Origin of the sequence: Quyinboa sediminis (genome assembly GCF_042219855.1) — a bacterium.
Classification (GTDB): domain Bacteria; phylum Bacteroidota; class Bacteroidia; order Bacteroidales; family UBA5342; genus JBHJHP01.
In genome coordinates, this window is the sequence record NZ_JBHJHP010000032.1 from 1 (window position 1) to 1,325 (window position 1,325).

Annotated in this window: 1 protein-coding gene; it reads right to left on the reverse strand. The window is 38.6% G+C overall.

What is annotated here, in order from left to right:
* Positions 1 to 125: 125 nt before the first annotated feature.
* A protein-coding gene (locus ACE1EF_RS20045) for an IS3 family transposase (RefSeq protein WP_375722493.1) occupies positions 126 to 1,258 on the reverse strand; the annotation gives its coding sequence in 2 pieces (ribosomal slippage) (positions 126 to 997 and positions 997 to 1,258; 1,134 coding nt in all).
* Positions 1,259 to 1,325 lie beyond the last annotated feature (67 nt).

A 1,325-nucleotide genomic window follows, 5' to 3' on the forward strand; every position in this document is an offset into this window, starting at 1 on the left:
TGTAAGCTTCCCATTTTTAGGACCACTTAAAAATAGTTTATTTTCTTTTTTAAAACCAAATTCTGAATGCTTTCTTTGGGTGTGATGACTTGGTTCTGTCAAGAGCGACGGAGGAACGAAGTCGTTTATAAACTCTTGACAGGTTCAGGCATCACATTATCTTTGCTTTCAGCTTTTGGTTTGTTTAAAGACTTCGCATAGCCAATAGGTGTCATTCCACCCAATGCATCATGCGGTCTTTTATGATTATAATCAAATATCCATTTGTCTGTTTCATCTCTTACTTCATCCAGAGTTTGAAACAAGTATGCATTAAATATCGCCCTTCTGTAAGTACCATTGAATCGCTCGATAAATGCGTTTTGTGTTGGTTTACCTGGTTGGATATGCACAAGGTCTATCCCTTTTATTTTGCTCCATTCTTCCAATAATTTAGCAATAAACTCGGGGCCATTATCCATCCTTATTTGAGCTGGTTTGCCTCTGCGCTTGATTAAGTGATTTAAAACATAAACAACCTTATTGCTTTTAATAGAATGGTCCAGTTCAATATGAAGGGCCTCCCTGTTAAAATCATCCATAATGTTAAAACTTTTTATTTTACGACCATTTTCAAGGGCATCGTGCATAAAATCAATGGACCAGCTATGATTGATACTGTGTGGAACTGACAAAGGAACCTTGACTCTGGCAGGAAGCCTTTTCTTGACCTTGCGACGTATGTTTAGGTTCATTTTACAATAAACCCTGTACACTCGCTTGTGGTTCCATGAATAACCTTCTAAACGCATACGATCATAGGCTTTCCAGAATCCTTCTGTAGGATGCTCCTGCACCTTCTGATGAAGTGCGTCAATGACATCGGTATCATCCTTCACAGGTTGATAGTAATAAACCGAGCGACTTATACTTAGAACACGGCACGCCCTGCGGATGCCAATGGATGGATCACTACAGACCTCTTGTGCAATCTCTCTTTTTTGGCAAGGCTTTAAAGCTTTTTTTCGATGATATCCTTTGCTAATTTTAAATCCAGGGCTTGTTCGGCATACATCATTTTTAACCTGCGGTTCTCTTCTTCAAGTTCTTTGAGTCGTTTTAGCTCTGAAGCTTCCATGCCTCCATAACGCTGACGCCATTTATAAAATGAGGCCTTGCTAACACCATGGTCACGAACAATCTCATCTACGCTTTTACCATTCTCGTACTCCTTCAAAATTGAGGAGATCTGTTGGAGTGAAAATCTTTTCTTCTTCATAATTACAGTTTAAAATTAATACTATTTTGTCTACTTTTAAACTGTCCAGTTTTTGGGGAAGCTTACA